Raw genomic sequence first — 14,065 nt, 5'->3', positions numbered from 1 at the left:
GGACACGGTACTCACTAGCATGGGTTTCATGCCCTACCGCTCCCCCCTGCTCGACCTTCCCGGACCGATCGCGGCACCCGACGGGCATCCGGAAGAGGGTGTCCCGTGGCATTGGGGTGACCCCTTCGCCGAGCAACGGACGGCCGCGCGCGGCGCGGTCGTGATCGACCGTTCGCACCGCGAAATCCTGGCAGTGACCGGGGAAGAACGGTTGTCCTGGCTGCATTTGGTGATCTCGCAGCACGTCACCGGCCTCGCCGAAGGCACCGGCACCGAGGCGCTCGTGCTGGACAGCCACGGCCGCGTCGACACGCATATGGTCGTCGCGCACGCGGACGGCACGGTGTGGCTGGACAGCGACAGGGGCGCGGAGGTCACCAGCGCGCTGCCGTCCGGTGGCAAGCAGACTTTGCGCGAGTACCTCGAAGCGATGAAGTTCTGGTCCAAAGTGGACATTCGCGATGTCTCGGACGAGCTGGCGCTGCTGACCGTCCTCGGCCCCGAGGCGGATCGCGTGCTGGACGCCGTGGGCGTCTCCGTCGGCTCGGACCCGTACTCGGTCGTGGCGATCCCCGGCGGTTTCGCGCGGCGGATGCCTTGGCCGGGGCGATACAGCGTCGACCTCGCCGTCCCCCGCGCCGAACTCGCCGACTGGTGGCGGCGCCTGACCGACGCGGGCGCGCGCCCCGCGGGCAGCTGGACGTTCGACGCGCTGCGGGTCGAGTCGCTGCGGCCGCGGCTGGGCCTCGACACCGACGAGCGCACGATCCCGCACGAGGTGAACTGGGTCGACTCGGCCGCGCACGTGGCGAAGGGCTGTTACCGCGGTCAGGAGACCGTCGCGAAGGTCCACAACGTCGGGCGGCCGCCGCGGTACATGGCGCTGCTGCACTTGGACGGCTCGCCGGAGATCACGCCGGAAACCGGCGATCCGGTGGTGCTGGGCGAGCGGACGGTCGGCCGCGTCGGCAGCGTGGTGCAGCACCACGAACTGGGACCGATCGCGCTGGCGCTGGTCAAACGCTCGACGCAGCCTGGTGCGGAACTGCTGGTGGGCGCCGAGGATCGCGTCGTGCAGGCGGCCATCGACCCGGACTCGGTGCCCGGTGAGGCTCCGGCTCCTGGGCGGGAAGCGGCTCAGCGGCTGCGGGGGTAGGCGCGGGGTTGCCGGCTGGTCCGTGAAGGCCTCCTTGAGGGACTCTGGGTCCCTCAAGGAGGCCTTCACTACCTGCGGGTGTCATCTGGCGACCTCAGGCTGCCCGTGAAATCGCCCTTCACTCACGCTCCAAGTACATGAAGGACCCCTTCCTCGCGCCTATCGCAAGGAAGGCCCCCTTCATGTACTCGCCCCATAGCCCATCCACAAGTTGTCCACAACGTTGCCCACCTGTGGACAACTCCGCCGACCAGCCCTTTTCCCATCTCACCCCAGGTAGACTGGACCAGGGGCCGCCCCCGGGACGGGTGGGGGGCGGGCTCTGGAAGGAACCGAAAGAGCGGCAGTGCGGTGGAGGATGTCGCGAGGGGCGGAGATCTTTGTGGTATCGCTCCCTGCGGAACATTTCCGCTGGAGCGCGATAAGCTACGCGGGTGATCGAAGTCCGGCCCGGTGGTCGCCGTCGTATCGACCGCGTGCTCGGCCCTGGGTATCTCAGCGACCTCGGCGAGCTGACCCTTTCCGTGCTGCGCGAGCGCCGTGACGAGGCCGCGCAGGAGGAGACCGACCTGTCCTATCTGCGGCGCCTGTTGCACGCGCGGATCGACATCGTGCGGGCCGAGCAGGAGCGCAGGAGTTCGGGCGGCGAGAGCAGCGTCGTCGAGCGGCTGGCCGCGATCCTGGCGGACAACGCGATCGGCCCGGCGACGGGTTCGGGCAGGCATCAGCGGCTGGAGCCGTCGCGCGCGGGTGAGCACCGCCGGTTCGCCGAGGCGCTCATCGGCGACACGGACCTTTCCGACGTCAGCACACTGTCGGACGAAAAGCTGGTCAACGCCCTCAACCGGTACGCCGACGAAGAGGTCTCGGTCTCCTCGTACCGTCGCGAGGTCCAGAGCGTCATGGACACCATCAACGCCGAGATCGCGACCCGCTACCGCAAGGGCACGGCGTCGGTCGACGACCTGCTCGACACCGAACGCGGCGGATCCGAGTGACGAACCCGGTCCTGGTCGAGGTCGTCCGATCCGGTTTCGTGGAGAGCGTGCACCGCGGCGCGCTCGTGGTCACCGCCCCGGACGGCTCGGTGCGGTTCTCCACGGGCGACATCGAGCGGCCGGTGTACCCGCGTTCGTCCAACAAACCCCTGCAAGCCGTCGGGATGCTCCGCGCGGGTCTCACGATCAGCGACGAAGAACTCGCGCTGGGCTGCGGGTCGCACAACGGCGAGCCCGGCCACGTCGAGGGCGCCTTGGCGATGCTCTCCCGCGTGGGGCTGACCGAGGACGCGCTGGCCTGCCCGCCCGCCTTTCCGCTGCACGAGCCCAGCATGCTGGCCGTGGCCTCGGCCGGAAAACGCCGCGCCGCCATGAACTGCTCCGGCAAACACGCCGCGATGCTCATGACCTGCGCACAGCTCGGCTGGCCGACCAAGGATTACGAGTCCGAGATCCATCCGCTGCAGAAAATCGTCCAGGCCACCGTCGCCGACCTCACCAGCGAGACGATCGAGACGGTCGGCGTCGACGGCTGCGGCGCGCCGCTGTTCGCGTTCTCCCTCACCGGTCTCGCCCGCTCCTTCGGCAGGCTGGTCACGGCCATGGGCGGGCCGGAGCGCCGGGTCGCCGACGCGGTCCGCGCGCATCCGTGGCAGGTCGCGGGCACCGGCCGCGAGGACACCGTGCTGATGCGGAACATCGACGGCCTGCTTTCGAAGGGCGGCGCCGAGGGAGTGCACGCGTTCGCCCTCCCGGACGGCACGGCGCTGGCGGTGAAGATCGACGACGGCGCGGCCAGGGCCCGTATCCCGCTGCTGCTCGCGACGCTGCGCCACCTCGGCATCGACCCGGGCGACGAAGCCGACGCCCTCGCGCGCGACGCGGTACTGGGCGGCGGGAAACCGGTCGGCGGACTGAGGGTCGCCGAAGGCATCTACGACTAGTTCGCGCGTTCCCGCGCGGCCAGGTCGCCCCAGAAGTCCCGCAAATCGGCGAACAGTTCGGCCAGCTCGTCGACATTGCCGGTGCGGAGCGCGTCGAGGATGTCATGCACCTCTTCGGCGGTCGTGTCGGCCTGGAGGATCGAGTCGGCGAAGAGTTGTACGAGACCGCCGTAGTCGAGTTCGACCGCGGAGCCGGGGTGGAAGCTGTCGAGCCAGCGGCGGGTCTCGAGCAGCACCCGTCCCGGCCCCGAGTCGCCGAAGGTCGCTTCGAGCAGATCCCCGACCTCGCGGGCGCGATGCCGCGCGTCGGCGATGGAGACCCGCCACGACACCTCGCGTTCGGGGTCGTCGCGGCCCTTGCCGAGTTTGACCCGGCGCATCCCGGGATCGAACAGCACGAACCACGGAAGCGGCACGGTCCACGTCGTCGACAGCGTGTGCGAAGCCGAGGCGGACAGGTCGCCGATGGCGGACTTCGCCCGCGAGCGGATCGTGTCGAGTGAAGCGCCGCCCGCCTCGAGCACCGCGTTCTTCAGCGCGGGATGCGCGTCGCCGAGGAAGGTCACCAATGCCGCGGCCGAGCGCGCGCGGATCTCCATCGGACAGATCAGCGGCCCTGGGCCGGCGTCGCCGTGCTCACCCTCCGGCACGTCTTCCGGATCCAGGACGAGGACGTCGGTGATGAGACTGGGCGCGGCCCGGCCGTCCGCGAGTTCGGCGGGCAGCAACCGCCCCACATGCTGTGACTTGAGCCACAGTGCCTGCTCGCGCGTCCCCGCGGCCGAACGATCGAGCCGGGCCGCTTCGACGGCCTCGAGCAGGCGTTCGTCCGGTGGATCCCCCAGCGCGAGCAGGGGCTCATAGACGCGGAGATAAGCCGCGAACGGACGGGGCACACGAGCATCGTGGCACGCCGACCTGCGACTATCGCCACCGACCGGCCGGTAACCGGCGTTCGGTGAACACTGTCGTCACCGGCACACCGTGCCACGTCGCATCCAACCCCCCGGACACGGTACGGTGTCAGCAGGAAAGAATTGTCGAGACGATGCGGGGCCGCCGATTCCCCCGGCCGCCCCGCCCCTGTGCGAGGGGGTCGAGCCATGGGGCGCGGCCGGGCTAAGGCCAAGCAGACGAAGGTGGCGCGCGAGCTCAAGTACAGCTCGCACGAAACCGACTTCGATGCTTTGCAGCGCGAGCTGTCCAGTAGTTCCTCGGAAGACAGGCACGAGGACGACAAGCGGTATGACGACGACCCGTACGACGGGTACGACGAATACCGCCGCTGAGCAACGCGTGACACGCGAGGGTGGATCCGGGCTTGCCCCGGTAACCGCCCTCGCGTGTCGCGTGCTGCCCAAAATACGAGGAGGTGCCATGTCTGACGTAGCGCGAGTAGGTGTCGTCGGGGCCGGGCTCATGGGTTCGGGCATCGCCGAGGTGCACGCGCGGGCCGGGCTGGACGTGATCGTCACCGAGGTCAACCAGCCGGCGCTGGACTCCGGGCGGGCGCGGATCGAGAAGTCGCTGCAACGCGGCGTCAAGAACGGGAAGCTCTCGCAGGAAGACGCCGACGCGGCGCTCGGACGGCTCCGCTTCACCACCGAGATCGGCGAGTTCGCCGACCGCGACCTCGTCATCGAGGCCATCCTGGAACAGGAGCAGGCCAAGGTCGAGGTGTTCCGGTCGCTGGACAAGATCGTCGAGCGCGAAGACGCGCTGTTCGCGTCCAACACCTCCTCGATCCCGATCATGAAGCTCGGGATGGCCACCGACCGTCCGCAGCAGGTGGTCGGCATCCACTTCTTCAACCCGGTCCCGGTACTGCCGCTCGTCGAGCTGGTGCCCTCGCTGCTGACCAGCGACGACACCGCCCGCCGCGCCGAGGAGCACGCGACGACGGCGTTGAGCAAGACGGTGATCCGGTCGCAGGACCGCGCCGGGTTCATCGTGAACTCGCTGCTCGTGCCGTATCTGCTTTCGGCGATCCGGATGATCGAGTCGGGTTTCGCGTCCGCGGAGGACATCGACCGCGGCATGGAGCTGGGCACCGCGCACCCGATGGGCCCGCTGCGGCTGTCGGACCTGATCGGCCTGGACACCATCAAGGCGATCGCGGACTCGATGTACGCCGAGTTCAAGGAGCCCCTGTACTCCTCGCCGCCGCTGCTGCTGCGCATGGTCGACGCCGGCCTGCTCGGCAAGAAGACCGGCCGCGGCTTCTACAGCTACTCCTGACCGGACTCGACACAGCGACGGAGCGCTGCGACCGACTTGCGTAGGCCGCAGCGCTCCAAAGCATCGAGAACCTCGGCGACGCTGGTTGGCGGAGCGCGGCGCGCGTCGGCTATGCGCCGCACCGCTTCCACGACCACACTCTCACTGAGCTCGACCCGGTCGAGGACGAAGTCGTCGGCGCTCTGGGCCTCGACGTTCCAGCGGCCGAGCAGCCGTTCGGGGAAATCCCGCAGGTTTTCGGTCACGATGACCCGCGCCTGTGCCTTGATCGCCGCCGCGAGCACGTGCCGATCGTCCAGGTCCGGCAGTTCGAGCGTGGTGACGAGCGGTTCGTAGCCGGTGACCAGGCAGTCCCGGACAGCGTCGTTCATCAGGTTTCGAGTCCTGTCGAGCTTGCGCTGGTCGAGATCGGGCCGGTTCTTCCGGAGGTTCCGGAAGGCCTCGTCGAGGATTTCGTCCGTCCACTTCGCCTGCACGAACCCGCTCTGCGCGATCCGGAGCAAGAGATCACGCAGCTAGGTCAGCCCCATCTCCTGATCCAGGGCGGAAAGCTCGTCCGCGGCCTCGCGGCGGCGTCGGTCGTCTTCACGCAGGTAGTCGTGGAGGGAGCCGGCTTTCACGCGGCGATGCTTGCCGACCGTCCGGTATTCGATCCGCCCCGCTTCGAGCAGCCCGATGAGGAACGGCCGGGAAACGTTGAGCAGGTCGGCCGCCTGCTGCGTGGTCAGCTCGGCGTGCGACGGGACGATGGAGACACTTTCGCCTGCCGCCACCAAGGCCAGCACCCTGGCCATCAGATCGACGACTCCCCGGGGAACGACAACGGACTCCTCGTTCTCATCGACGACGACGCGCACGGTATCCCGGGTATGGCTCCTGGCCAGATAGGCCTCGACGTGCGGAAGTGCCTCGAGTGCCACGTCGATGTCGTGGCGTCCCGGGACGATCTGGTCGATGGTCAACGCAGTCATCACTGCTCCCGTGTCCAGCGTGGTTCCAGTATCGGCTCTCAACGAATTATTCGCAATAAACGCAATAAACGCAACTCGATGGTGCGTTCAGCTTGCGTGGCGGCACACCTAGACTCGGGGGCGTGGGACAAGGACAGCTGCGCGCGGGTCTGGTCGGTGCCGGGCCGTGGGCGAAGACGGTGCACGCGCCAGGTCTCGCCGATCACCCCGGAATGACGTTGCGCGCGGTCTGGGCCAGGCGCCCTGAGGCCGCGAAGGAGCTTGCCGAGACACACGGCGCCCAAGCCGTCGACAGTTTCGACGAGTTGCTCGACCAGGTGGACGCGGTCGCGTTCGCGGTGCCGCCCGCCGTCCAGGCGGAGCTGGCGGTCAAGGCGGCCGAAGCGGGCAAGCATCTGATCCTGGAGAAGCCGATCGCCGCCGATCTCGACGGCGCGCGCCGGCTCGCGGACGCGGTGGAGGCCGCCGGGGTCGCGGCCCTCGTGGTCCTCATCCTGCGGTTTTCGCCGATGACGCGCGCATGGCTCGACGGCATCAAGGAAGCCGGCGGCTGGCGCGGCGGCGGGGCGCGATGGCTTTCGGGTGCGCTGCTCGGTGGCCAGTACCAGTCCTCGGCGTGGCGGCACGACTCCGGCGCGCTCGCCGACATCGGCCCGCACGCCCTCGATCTGCTGGACGCCGCTCTCGGTGAGATCACCGAGGTGCTCGCCGCGAACCGGACCGATGACGATCTGTGGCAACTGCTGTTAGCCCACGAGGGTGGCGCGACCAGTACGGCGACCCTGTCGCTGCGGCTGCCGATCCAGCCGACGGTGGTCGAAGTGGCCGTTTACGGCGAGCACGGCTACCGCACTTTGGGCCGCAAGCCGGGCTCGGCGGGCGAGTCGTACACCGCGCTCCTGGACGATTTCGCCGCGATGGCCGCGAGCGGGACGACCTCGCATCCGTGTGACGTGCGTCGCGGTCTGCACCTGCAGAGGCTGCTCGAACACGCGCGGGAGCTCGCCGGACACGGCAAGTAGTACACAGGTCACCCACAAGGCTTTTCCTTACCCGATAAGGCCTTCTTTCGAAGACTTCGCAGTCATCCACAGGGTTGTCCACAGGTTCCTTTGTGGACGGTCACCAGCATGGGAAAACCTCTTCCGCCACTGGAAAAGATCATCTTCTGGTGCGTTGGCTCCGCCATGCCGAGTCGATCTTGCGGCGCGAAGGTGCTCTTGGGCGTGATGATCCCGTTGACGATCATCACGGTTCCCTACGCGTTGCTCGGCTGGCCGCTCCTCGCGGGCGTATCGACGGCGAAGACGTGCCGGCTCCGGACAGCAGGTCCGGCGGGTGTGCGACGCCCCCGTCCGGCTTCGGGTCTCGCGCAGCCGCAGCGGAGGTAAACCGGTTGACCATCATGCGATGGTGATCGCGAAAGCCCTTACGACGGAGAAAGAGGGATGCCTCATGCCTGACGCCTTCGGTGGCGTCGGCACGAGCTAGCCGGCGCACACGCCTGCTCCACCACGCACGCGGATCCTCCCGTGCGTCTCTTTCTTCTGCCCGAAAGGCTTTCCACCAGTGCTTTCCGAGACGATTCGTGCTTTGCAGTCCTCTATTCGCCTCACCGCGGCGAAGTTCCGGGAGACCGAGCGGATCGGTCCGTTCCTGGCCACGTACTACCTCGAGGCCGACAGCCCCTTCCTCAACTACGCGATCCCCGATGACGGCGCCGTCCCCACACAGGACGATGTCGCCGCGCTCACCGAGGCGTTCCGCAAGCGCGGGCTCGTGCCGCGTCTGGAATTCCTGACCGAAGCGGTTCCGGGCGCCGAGGCCGTGCTCGTCGAGTGCGGTTACACGCTGGAGCGGCGGGTTCCGCTGATGATCTGTTCCCCGGGCCAGGTCGTCGGGCAACCGGAACCGGCCGGGATCAGCCTGGTCACCCCGAAAACCGACGGCGAACTCCGGCAGATGATCCGGGCGCAGAACGTGGCGTTCGGGGAGGACGATCCCGAGCAGCACCTCGACCCGTCACCGGATCAGCTGAGCGGCGAGACCCTGTCGGTGATGGCCGTGGCCGAGACCGGCGAGGTCGTCGGCGGCGGGGTCGCGACCGCGATCCTCGACGGCGCGACCGAGATCGCCGGGATCGGGGTGATCGAGGGGTACCGGAGCCGCGGGATCGCCGCGGCGATGACGGAGTACCTGACGCGTGAAGCCCACGCGCGCGGTGGCCGGTCGGTGTTCCTGACGCCGGGCGCCGGGCAGGCGGAACGCGTCTACGGCCGGGTCGGCTTCGAGACCGCGGCCGAATGCGTGCACCTGTCAATCATCTGAGTAGCCGCCGCGGCGGGATTTCTTGACCTCGCCGCGGCGCTTCTTCGACGCCAGGCGGCGTTCCTTCGAACCTCGCGAAGGTTTGGTGGGACGCCGCTTGGCGGCCGGGGGCGCCGACGCGTCCAGCAGCAACATCACCAGCCGCGCCCGCGCGGCTTCCCGGTTCATCAGCTGGGAGCGGTGTTCGGAAGCGGTGATCGTGACGACGCCGTCGACCAGCCGCGACGAAAGCCGGTCCAGCATCCGAGCCCGGAGATGCTCCGGGACGGACGCCGAACCGGCCACGTCGAAGGACAGCTCGACCCGCGAGTCCGTGGTGTTCACGCCCTGCCCACCCGGACCCGACGACCGGGAGAACCGTTCGCTCAATTCGGCACCCGGGATCACGAACCGGGTGCCGACCACCACGTCATCAGCCACGGACCCAGTGTTCCACCAGGGCCAAGAGAATATTCAATGCCTGTTGGCGAGAGCTGAGGCTGGACTCGTAAACCGGATATGAGGCGTGAACCCGCCCTGGCCTAAGGCCCCGCTATCGCGGTGCGGGTTCACCAGCGGACACTCAGAAGCGCGGGTGGTCGCCCGAGAGCACGGCGCGCGGGCCGTCCGGGTCTTCCGCGGGCTGCACGTCGCCGAGGATCCACGCCGGCACGTGCCGTGCGGTCAGCATCGCCAGCGCCCGGTCGACGTCGTCGGCGCCGACGATCGCGACCATGCCGACGCCCATGTTGAACGTCTTCTCCAGTTCGGCCCGTTCGACCCTGCCGCGATGGCCGATCAGCGCGAACACCGGCGCCGGGGTCCAGGTGCCGCGTTCGAGCCGGGCGACCAGTCCGCGCGGCATGACGCGGGCGAGGTTCTGTTCCAGGCCGCCGCCGGTGATATGCGCGAACGTGCGGACGTCGGCCTCGGCCGCCAGCGCGAGGCAGTCCTTTGCGTAGATCCTGGTCGGCTCCAGCATCTCCTCGCCGAGCGAGCGGCCGAACTCCTCGACGTGCCCGTCGAGCGGCATACGCGCGATGTCCAGCAGCACGTGCCGGGCGAGCGAGTAACCGTTGGAGTGCAGGCCGGACGAGCCGAGCGCGAGGACGACGTCGCCGGGGCGGACCCGCTCCGGGCCGAGCACCTTCGACGCCTCGACGACGCCGATACCGGTGCCCGAAAGGTCGTAGTCGTGCTCGCCCATCAGGCCGGGGTGCTCCGCGGTCTCGCCGCCGAGCAGCGCGCAACCCGCCTGGACGCAGCCCTCGGCGATCCCGCCGACCAGCGCCGCGATCTTCTCCGGCACGACCTTGCCGACGGCGATGTAGTCCTGCATGAACAGCGGCTCGGCACCGGTGACGACCAGATCGTCGACGACCATCGCGACCAGGTCGATGCCGACCGTGTCGTGCTTGTCGAGCGCCTGCGCGACGGCGATCTTGGTGCCGACCCCGTCGGTCGACGAGGCCAGCACCGGCTCTTTCCACTTGTCCAGCTTCAGGGAGAACAGTCCGGCGAAACCGCCGACCCCGCCCATCACCTCGGGCCTCGTGGCCCTCTCGGCGTGCGGTTTGAGCAGCTCGACGGCTTTGTCACCGGCGTCGATGCTGACGCCGGCGGCGGCGTACGTGGCGCTCGTGGACTCGCTCACGGAAGCGGACTCCAACTCTGGAAGTGAGGTCTAGGGACGCCGGATGGCGTCCTCAGCACCGTACCCGGCAGGGCTGATGGGCTTCGCCGCGCCATTGACCGAGTCCAGGCTCTCCAGCAGGTGCTTCCCGATCAACGCGTCTTCGGGCAGCGCGATCGGGTACTCGCCGGAGAAGCACGCGGTGCACAACCGCGACTTCGGCTGTTCCGAGGACGCGACCAGCCCGTCCAGGGAGATGTAGCCCAGGGTGTCCGCGCCGATGGAGCGGCGGATGCCGTCGAGGTCGACGCCGTTGGCCACCAGTTCGGCGCGCGAGGCGAAGTCGATCCCGTAGAAACACGGCCAGCGCACCGGCGGCGACGCGATCCGGACGTGCACCTCGAGCGCGCCCGCCTCCCGCAGCATGCGGACCAGGGCGCGCTGGGTGTTGCCGCGGACGATGGAGTCGTCGACGACGACGAGCCGTTTGCCGCGGATGACGTCGCGCAACGGGTTCAGCTTGAGGCGGATGCCCAGCTGGCGGATGGTCTGCGACGGCTGGATGAAGGTGCGGCCGACGTAGGCGTTCTTCACCAGGCCGGTGCCGTAAGGGATGCCGGAGCCCTGCGCGTAGCCGATGGCGGCCGGGGTGCCGGATTCGGGCACCGGCATGACCAGGTCGGCGTCGGCCGGATGTTCGGCGGCGAGCTTGCGGCCGATCTCGACGCGGGTGGCGTGCACGCTGCGGCCGGCGATCGAGGTGTCGGGGCGGGCGAGGTACACGTACTCGAAGACGCAGCCCTTGGGCTCGGGGTTCGCGAACCGCGAGGAGCGCAGGCCCTCGGCGTCGATCGCGATGAGCTCACCGGGCTCGACCTCGCGGACGAAGGACGCGCCGCAGATGTCGAGCGCGGCCGTCTCGCTCGCGACCACCCAGCCGCGTTCGAGCCTGCCGAGCACCAGCGGGTGCACACCGTGCGGGTCTCGCGCGGCGTAGAGGGTGGACTCGTCGGCGAAGACCAGGCAGAAGGCGCCCTTGAGGGTGGGCAGCAGTTCCAGCGCGGCGGCTTCGATGCCCTTGTCGGCGGCGTTGGCCGCGAGCAGCCCGCACACGAGGTCGGAATCGCTGGACGAACCGGTCAGGCCCGCGTGCGGTTTGAGCCCGGCTTCGACCGTGCGATCCCGCAGCTCGGCGGTGTTGACGAGGTTCCCGTTGTGCGCGAAGGACAACCCGCTGCCGGTGGCGGTGGTCCGGAAGATCGGCTGCGCGTTCTCCCAGATGGTCGCGCCGGTGGTCGAGTAGCGGCAGTGGCCGACGGCGATATGTCCTTGCAGCGACTGCAGGACCTGCTCGTCGAACACCTGGCTGACCAGGCCGAGATCCTTGAAGACGACGATCTGCGAACCGTCGGAGACCGAGATGCCGGCCGCTTCCTGGCCGCGGTGCTGAAGTGCGTAGAGCCCGTAGTAGGTCAGCTTCGCGACCTCTTCTCCGGGCGCCCAGACACCGAAGACGCCGCATTCCTCGCGGGGTTCCGGATCGGGCTGGTCGGTCACGGGCTGTCCGATGAGGGACGGGTCGGAAACCACCGAGGTGCTCCCAAGGAGAAAGAGGGCAGGCCACCACCAGTGTAAACGGTGGGCACGAGATCAACGCGCCGCGCGAAGTGGCACTGGACACGCTTCAAGCCGTGACTCTGAGTGAACCCGCGAAGATCTCGAAGACAAGGCGGGCTCCACTGTGACCGTGAGTGACGAGCGGGTGTCAAGGCCCGGCACTCACGACCCCCGACCAGCCGACCGCTCCCCCTCGACAGAGGCGGTCGACTGTGCTTAGGAGGCGGTCAGCCCGCGGCGAGCCACTTCGAGGTGCCACCGCGGCCGGGCACCCAGCAGCCCTTGGCCGCGGTCTCCGGGACGTACAGCGAGCCGGGAGTCCGCTCGTCCGGGAGCGCGAGCAGTGCCGTCAGCACCGTCGCCGCGTCGCCGGTGAACCGCCACAGCCAGACCTCGGGCTCGAGGATGTCCTCCTCGGTCCCGGGCATGCGGGTGGCGACGACATCGTCCTCGGCGTTGAGCCGGACCACGTCGACCACGTTGTCGTGGACTCGCACGCCGACCACGGCCAGTACCTCGCCGTTCGCGTCGCACGGGTGCACGAACTGGTAGCCGCGGTGGATCAGCTCCTGCAGGCCGCTTTCGATATCGGTGATCTCCGCGATGATGGTGTCACCCGAGAACGTCATCGAATTCGCCGTCCTTGGCGCCCGCGAGGAACGCGGCCATCTCGGCCTGGGTGTAGATCAGGGCCGGCCCGGTCGGAAAGCGCGAGTTGCGCATCGCGATCTCGCCGGAAGCGAGCGGCGCCACCTCGACACAGTTGCCGATCGCGTTGCTGTAGCTGGCTTTGCGCCATTGGGCGCCGGTAAGACGATCGGCCGGGATGCCGTTGTCGAACTGTTCAGCCATGGTCCCCACCTTCCCCGACAGAAGACTCGGGCGATGCATCTGCATGTGCATTTGCCTGTGATCGCAAAGTTAGCACGTGTGGCTGCAGCGGTAAATGCACGTGCAGAAGTTTTTGCAGAACTCGCGTGCAGTGATGACTCAGGTCCGCGGCCACCCCACTAAAGGGTTACGAGCGCAGCCCCCAATGGGTGAACAACTACCACTCGTGGCCACTTTTTTCGAGGACATGCGAGGAAACCCGGTCGCCTCGCAAGATGGCCGGCAGCACCACAAAGGTGAGCGGCTCAGATTTCGGCGCGGCGCTTCAGCAGCATCTGACGGCTGCGGTCCGGCGTCTCCGCGTCGACCGCGAGCATGTCCAGCGCCCGGCTGTACCGCTCGATCTCGTCGCGCTTGTCGATGTAGTGCGCGCCGGTCAGGTACTCGGTGTAGGCGATGTTCGGCAATTCCTCCTCCGCGAACCTGAGCAGCGAGAACGCGCTGTCCGCGGAGTAGCCACTCCGGTCGTACGGGAGGACCTGCACCGAGATGTTCGGCTGCTGGATCATCTCCAGCAGATGGTCGATCTGGCCCTTCAGCACCTCGCGGTCGCCGATCGGCCGGTAGAGCACCGACTCGTCGAGCACCAGCCACAACCGCGGCGCGTCCGGCCTCGACAGCATCTTCTGCCGCCGCATCCGCAGCGCGACCCGGCGGTCGACCTGTTCGTTGACCATGTCCTTGCGGCCGTGGCTCATGATCGCCCGCGCGTAGGCCTCGGTCTGCAACAGGCCCGTGACGTACAGCGGCTCCCACACCTGGATGCGGGCCGCGGCCTCTTCGAGCCCGACGAGGTCGTTGAACCAGCTCGGCATCAGGTCGCCGTAGCGGCGCCACCAGCCCGGCTCGTTCGACTCCTTGACCATGTCGAGGAACTGCTGCCGTTCGCCGGGGTCGGTCATCCCGTACATGGTCAGCAGATCGGCGACGTCGCGTTCCTTGAAGCCGACGCGGCCCAGCTCGAGACGGCTGATCTTCGACTCGGAACCCCGGATGCTGTAGCCGGCCTCCTGGCGCGTGATGCCCGCGTCCTCGCGCATCCGGCGGAGCTGAGAGCCGAGGATCATCCGCCGCGCGGTGGGACCCAGGGACTGCTCACCGCCAGGCGGGGTGACCGCGTTCATCGACCGGGGACCTTTCGCACGACGACACTCAGGGAACTAGCCGATTACTGAAAGTACACGTTTGGACCTCGACACGACAGGGATGGCTCGGTTTACCCGTCGCGTACGTGGTTCTACTCTACGTAGAGCCCGAGACTTCCGACACAGTTTTGTGAGGTTCAAGATGCCCGACGCCCCGACCCGGAC

General features: G+C 68.4%; 16 protein-coding genes. 7 read left to right on the top strand and 9 right to left on the bottom strand.

Annotation, left to right across the window (positions count from 1 at the left end):
- Positions 1-28 precede the first annotated feature (28 nt).
- From ACLJQ7_RS08740 to ACLJQ7_RS08730, 3 genes are all read left to right on the top strand, one after another.
- Entirely contained in the window at positions 29-1,156 is a 1,128-nt protein-coding gene (locus ACLJQ7_RS08740) for a YgfZ/GcvT domain-containing protein (RefSeq protein WP_410647594.1), read from the top strand.
- A 434-nt stretch (positions 1,157-1,590) separates the two neighbouring features.
- Entirely contained in the window at positions 1,591-2,154 is a 564-nt protein-coding gene (locus ACLJQ7_RS08735; protein WP_007032564.1) for a hypothetical protein, read from the top strand.
- Positions 2,151-3,098 carry an asparaginase gene (locus tag ACLJQ7_RS08730; RefSeq protein WP_410647593.1) on the top strand — a complete coding sequence of 316 codons (948 nt, stop codon included), beginning with the start codon at positions 2,151-2,153 and terminating at the stop codon, positions 3,096-3,098. The genes ACLJQ7_RS08735 and ACLJQ7_RS08730 overlap by 4 nt, the downstream gene beginning before the upstream one ends.
- Here ACLJQ7_RS08730 and ACLJQ7_RS08725 read toward each other — a convergent pair.
- Positions 3,095-3,994 carry a hypothetical protein gene (locus ACLJQ7_RS08725; RefSeq protein WP_410647592.1) on the bottom strand — a complete coding sequence of 300 codons (900 nt, stop codon included), beginning with the start codon at positions 3,992-3,994 and terminating at the stop codon, positions 3,095-3,097. The genes ACLJQ7_RS08730 and ACLJQ7_RS08725 overlap by 4 nt on opposite strands.
- A gap of 207 nt (positions 3,995-4,201) precedes the next feature.
- Between ACLJQ7_RS08725 and ACLJQ7_RS08720 the strand changes: the two genes are divergently transcribed.
- Together ACLJQ7_RS08720 and ACLJQ7_RS08715 are read left to right on the top strand one after the other, a co-directional pair.
- The gene (locus ACLJQ7_RS08720) at positions 4,202-4,387 is read left to right on the top strand and encodes a DUF3073 domain-containing protein (protein WP_007032561.1); all 186 of its coding nucleotides are present in this window, start codon (positions 4,202-4,204) and stop codon (positions 4,385-4,387) included.
- Between the two features lie 88 nt (positions 4,388-4,475).
- On the top strand, positions 4,476-5,336 hold the full coding sequence (locus ACLJQ7_RS08715; RefSeq protein WP_410647591.1) for a 3-hydroxybutyryl-CoA dehydrogenase: 861 nt from the start codon (positions 4,476-4,478) through the stop codon (positions 5,334-5,336).
- Here ACLJQ7_RS08715 and ACLJQ7_RS08710 read toward each other — a convergent pair.
- Complete coding sequence (locus tag ACLJQ7_RS08710) at positions 5,327-5,839, bottom strand: PIN domain-containing protein (protein WP_410647590.1); 513 nt, start codon at positions 5,837-5,839, stop codon at positions 5,327-5,329. The two genes, ACLJQ7_RS08715 and ACLJQ7_RS08710, sit on opposite strands and share 10 nt — an antisense overlap.
- Positions 5,840-5,851: 12 nt before the next feature.
- Positions 5,852-6,307 (bottom strand): helix-turn-helix domain-containing protein, encoded by a 456-nt coding sequence (locus tag ACLJQ7_RS08705; RefSeq protein ID WP_410647589.1) that lies wholly within the window; start codon positions 6,305-6,307, stop codon positions 5,852-5,854.
- Between the two features lie 122 nt (positions 6,308-6,429).
- Here ACLJQ7_RS08705 and ACLJQ7_RS08700 point away from each other — a divergent pair, with 122 nt between their 5' ends.
- Both ACLJQ7_RS08700 and ACLJQ7_RS08695 read left to right on the top strand, forming a co-directional pair.
- Positions 6,430-7,329, top strand: coding sequence for a Gfo/Idh/MocA family protein (locus ACLJQ7_RS08700; RefSeq protein ID WP_410647588.1), 900 nt, complete (start codon positions 6,430-6,432; stop codon positions 7,327-7,329).
- Positions 7,330-7,876: 547 nt separating this feature from the next.
- Positions 7,877-8,635: a GNAT family N-acetyltransferase gene (locus ACLJQ7_RS08695; RefSeq protein ID WP_410647587.1), complete on the top strand. Its 759-nt coding sequence runs from the start codon at positions 7,877-7,879 to the stop codon at positions 8,633-8,635.
- Here the strand turns inward: ACLJQ7_RS08695 and arfB are convergent.
- The 6 genes from arfB to ACLJQ7_RS08665 all read right to left on the bottom strand — a co-directional run bounded on the left by arfB (position 8,624) and on the right by ACLJQ7_RS08665 (position 13,879).
- The gene (gene arfB / locus ACLJQ7_RS08690) at positions 8,624-9,055 is read right to left on the bottom strand and encodes an alternative ribosome rescue aminoacyl-tRNA hydrolase ArfB (RefSeq protein WP_233621656.1); all 432 of its coding nucleotides are present in this window, start codon (positions 9,053-9,055) and stop codon (positions 8,624-8,626) included. The genes ACLJQ7_RS08695 and arfB overlap by 12 nt on opposite strands.
- A 142-nt stretch (positions 9,056-9,197) precedes the next feature.
- Positions 9,198-10,268, bottom strand: coding sequence for a phosphoribosylformylglycinamidine cyclo-ligase (gene purM, locus ACLJQ7_RS08685; RefSeq protein WP_410647586.1), 1,071 nt, complete (start codon positions 10,266-10,268; stop codon positions 9,198-9,200).
- Positions 10,269-10,298: 30 nt separating this feature from the next.
- Positions 10,299-11,837, bottom strand: a complete 1,539-nt coding sequence (gene purF, locus ACLJQ7_RS08680) for an amidophosphoribosyltransferase (protein WP_410647585.1) — start codon at positions 11,835-11,837, stop codon at positions 10,299-10,301.
- Positions 11,838-12,091: 254 nt separating this feature from the next.
- Positions 12,092-12,493: a hypothetical protein gene (locus ACLJQ7_RS08675; RefSeq protein ID WP_410647584.1), complete on the bottom strand. Its 402-nt coding sequence runs from the start codon at positions 12,491-12,493 to the stop codon at positions 12,092-12,094.
- Positions 12,477-12,716, bottom strand: coding sequence for a DUF397 domain-containing protein (locus ACLJQ7_RS08670; protein ID WP_005152616.1), 240 nt, complete (start codon positions 12,714-12,716; stop codon positions 12,477-12,479). Before ACLJQ7_RS08670 ends, ACLJQ7_RS08675 begins: the two co-directional genes overlap by 17 nt.
- 284 nt (positions 12,717-13,000) lie before the next feature.
- Entirely contained in the window at positions 13,001-13,879 is an 879-nt protein-coding gene (locus ACLJQ7_RS08665; RefSeq protein ID WP_125679634.1) for a helix-turn-helix domain-containing protein, read from the bottom strand.
- Positions 13,880-14,065 lie beyond the last annotated feature (186 nt).

It is taken from the genome of Amycolatopsis sp. cmx-4-54 (genome assembly GCF_046548895.1).
Classification (GTDB): Bacteria; Actinomycetota; Actinomycetes; order Mycobacteriales; family Pseudonocardiaceae; genus Amycolatopsis.
This window is presented reverse-complemented; position numbering and strand designations above follow the sequence as displayed.

Coding starts and splice junctions, on each gene's coding strand:
- ACLJQ7_RS08675 (WP_410647584.1), bottom strand. CDS start 12,493: ATGACGTTCTCGGGTGACACCATCATCGCGGAGATCACCGATATCGAA.
- ACLJQ7_RS08720 (WP_007032561.1), top strand. CDS start 4,202: ATGGGGCGCGGCCGGGCTAAGGCCAAGCAGACGAAGGTGGCGCGCGAG.
- ACLJQ7_RS08670 (WP_005152616.1), bottom strand. CDS start 12,716: ATGGCTGAACAGTTCGACAACGGCATCCCGGCCGATCGTCTTACCGGC.
- ACLJQ7_RS08705 (WP_410647589.1), bottom strand. CDS start 6,307: ATGACTGCGTTGACCATCGACCAGATCGTCCCGGGACGCCACGACATC.
- ACLJQ7_RS08715 (WP_410647591.1), top strand. CDS start 4,476: ATGTCTGACGTAGCGCGAGTAGGTGTCGTCGGGGCCGGGCTCATGGGT.
- ACLJQ7_RS08665 (WP_125679634.1), bottom strand. CDS start 13,879: ATGAACGCGGTCACCCCGCCTGGCGGTGAGCAGTCCCTGGGTCCCACC.
- ACLJQ7_RS08740 (WP_410647594.1), top strand. CDS start 29: ATGCCCTACCGCTCCCCCCTGCTCGACCTTCCCGGACCGATCGCGGCA.